General features: G+C 72.3%; 3 protein-coding genes and 1 riboswitch. All 3 genes read left to right on the top strand.

The features are described from left to right. The coding region (locus tag VN520_RS25550; RefSeq protein WP_325749291.1) for a M16 family metallopeptidase at positions 1–946 on the top strand (946 nt) is incomplete at its 5' end. A 209-nt stretch (positions 947–1155) separates the two neighbouring features. Continuing rightward, positions 1156–1324: riboswitch (cyclic di-AMP (ydaO/yuaA leader) on the top strand. Between the two features lie 12 nt (positions 1325–1336). Beyond that, on the top strand, positions 1337–2134 hold the full coding sequence (locus VN520_RS25545; protein ID WP_325749290.1) for a M23 family metallopeptidase: 798 nt from the start codon (positions 1337–1339) through the stop codon (positions 2132–2134). A 221-nt stretch (positions 2135–2355) separates the two neighbouring features. Then, on the top strand, positions 2356–2756 hold a 401-nt coding region (locus VN520_RS25540; protein ID WP_325749289.1), incomplete at its 3' end, for a GntR family transcriptional regulator.

Here is a 2756-nt window from a genome sequence, read left to right as displayed (position 1 = left end):
GCACGAGCAGGCCAACCCCGCCCGGAAGGCCGCCAAGCAGCTCTCCAAGGAGCTCTTCCCCGCCACGGCGCGGATGTCGCGTCCGCGCCAGGGCACCGAGGAGACGGTCCGGCGGATCGACGCCGCCGCCGTACGCGCCTTCTACGACGCGCACATCCGCCCGTCCACCGCGACGGCGGTCGTCGTCGGCGACCTGACCGGGGTGGACCTGGACGCGCTGCTCTCCGACACCCTCGGGGACTGGTCGGGCAACGCCGGCCAGGCACGGCCCGCGCCTGCGATCACCGCGGACGACACCGGCCGTGTGGTCATCGTGGACCGTCCCGGAGCGGTGCAGACGCAACTGCTGATCGGCCGGATCGGCGCCGACCGGCACGACAGCGTGTGGCCCGCCCAGGTCCTCGGCACGTACTGCCTGGGAGGCACCCTCACCTCCCGGCTGGACCGCGTGCTGCGTGAGGAGAAGGGCTACACCTACGGCGTCCGGGCCTTCGGGCAGGTTCTGCGCTCCACCGCGCCCGGCTCCCCGTCCGGGACGGCCGGCGCCGCGATGCTCGCCATCAGCGGCTCCGTCGACACCGAGTCCACCGGTCCCGCGCTCGACGACCTGTGGAAGGTCCTGCGCACCCTGGCGGCCGAGGGGCTCACCGACGCCGAGCGGGAGACCGCCGTGCAGAACCTCGTGGGCGTCGCCCCGCTGAAGTACGAGACGGCGGCCTCCGTCGCCGGCACCCTGGCCGATCAGGTGGAGCAGCACCTCCCCGACGACTACCAGGCCGAGCTGTACGCCCGGCTGGCCGGGACGGGCACGGTCGAGGCGACCGCCGCCGTGGTCAACGCGTTCCCGGTCGACCGGCTGGTCACCGTCCTGGTCGGGGACGCCGCCCGGATCGCCGAGCCCGTGCGGGCGCTCGGGATCGGCGAGGTGTCGGTCGTCAGCGGCTGACGGAAGCGTCCGGAGGAACGGGACGGGACAGGACGGGCCCCGGCGCACGTATGAGCGCCGGGGCCCGTCATTCTGTCTGTTTTGAGCGAAATATCGTCATTCGCTCTGTGGGATGTGCGACAAAAGGACCTTTCCGTTTGGAGAGAGAAAGTTGAGCGCTCTAGCGTCGGCTCGGCTGTCCGCCGGACGATTGCCGCGCCCGCGGCGCCGGACAGCCATCGCCGAGTCCCCGTCAGGCGTGAGCCTGGGGAGCCGGGGACCCATGAAGTCCCTGGGGTGAATCGGACTCCTGTACCTCACCAGAGGCCCAGGGGCCCGTAGGAGACCTTCCTGCTCCGAACCCGTCAGCTAACCCGGTAGGCGAGAAGGAAGGAAAGGATCAGCCCCTCCATGGCGTTCATCCGTGCCACCGGGAAGCACCGTGCCCCGAGCCGCCTGACGCGCAAGAGCGCCGAGGTCGCCGGCATCGCGGCCCTGGCCACCACCGGCGTCATCGGCGCCACGGCCTCTCCGGCCCTCGCGGCGGACACCGAGGCCGTCAGCGCCGGCACCGGTCTCACGCAGACCGTCGCACTCGACACCACCCTCGCCGCCCAGATCGACGCCCAGGCCGAGGCGCAGCAGCACCAGGCCGACCTCGCGGCCAAGGCCGAGGCCGAGGCGAAGGCCAGGGCGAAGGCGAAGGCGAAGGCGGAGGCCGAGCGCAAGGCGGAGGCCCGCGCCGAGGAGGCCCGCGAGGAGAAGGCGCGCGCCGCCCGCGCGGCCGAGCGTGCCCGGCTGAACTCCTTCCACCTCCCGGTCGCGGGCTCGCACGTGACCACCGGCTACCGGTCCGGCGGCGCGCTCTGGTCCTCCGGCAGCCACTCCGGCGTGGACTTCCGGGCGGCGTCCGGCACCTCCGTGGTCGCGGTCGGCGCCGGCACGGTCGTCGAAGCGGGCTGGGGCGGCGCGTACGGCAACAACATCGTGCTCCGGATGAAGGACGGCACGTACACCCAGTACGGCCACCTCTCCTCGATCGGTGTCTCCGTCGGCCAGAGCGTCGGCTCGGGCGAGCAGATCGGTCTCTCCGGCTCGACCGGGAACTCCACCGGGCCGCACCTGCACTTCGAGGCCCGGACCACCCCTGAGTACGGCTCGGACATGGACCCCGTCTCCTACCTCCGTGCCCACGGCGTCCAGGTCTGACCCACGCCCCACGGCAGCGCTCCTGCGAAGGCCCCGGCATCCGCCGGGGCCTTCGCCGTGTCCCGGGGGAGACGCGCGCCGAAGCCTCCGCGGAAGCGCTCCTGGCCAAAAGATATCCACGGTTCACACCCCGCCATCGGAAATTCCCGCCGGTTGCAATAGAGTCACGGAAAAGGCGTCGATCGGCCGCGTTCCGCGGGGATTAAGGCGGAGGTTCGGACATGCGCATTCCCGCTCATTCGGTATGCACGGCAATCCGTGACGACATCGTCTCCGGTGTCCTCGCGCGCGGCAGCCGCCTCACCGAAGAGGTGCTCGCGCGTCGCTACGGCGTCTCCCGCGTCCCCGTGCGCGAAGCGCTGCGCACGCTGGAGTCCGAGGGGTTCGTCGTCGCACGCCGGCACGCCGGTGCCTGTGTCGCCGAACCCACGGAACAGGAGGCCGCCGACCTCCTGGAGGTCCGGATGCTCCTGGAGCCCCTCGGGGCCGCCCGTGCGGCGCAGCGCCGCACGGAGGCGCACCTCAAGGTGCTCCGCGGCCTGGTCAGGCTGGGACAGGAGCGGGTGCGCCGGGGTGAGGGGGAGGACCTGCGCTCGCTGGGCGGGTGGTTCCACGAGACGCT

Origin of the sequence: Streptomyces sp. (assembly GCF_035563135.1) — a bacterium.
Lineage (GTDB): Bacteria > Actinomycetota > Actinomycetes > Streptomycetales > Streptomycetaceae > Streptomyces.
Note: the sequence above shows the minus strand (reverse complement) of the source record. Positions and strands in the feature narration are given on the sequence as shown.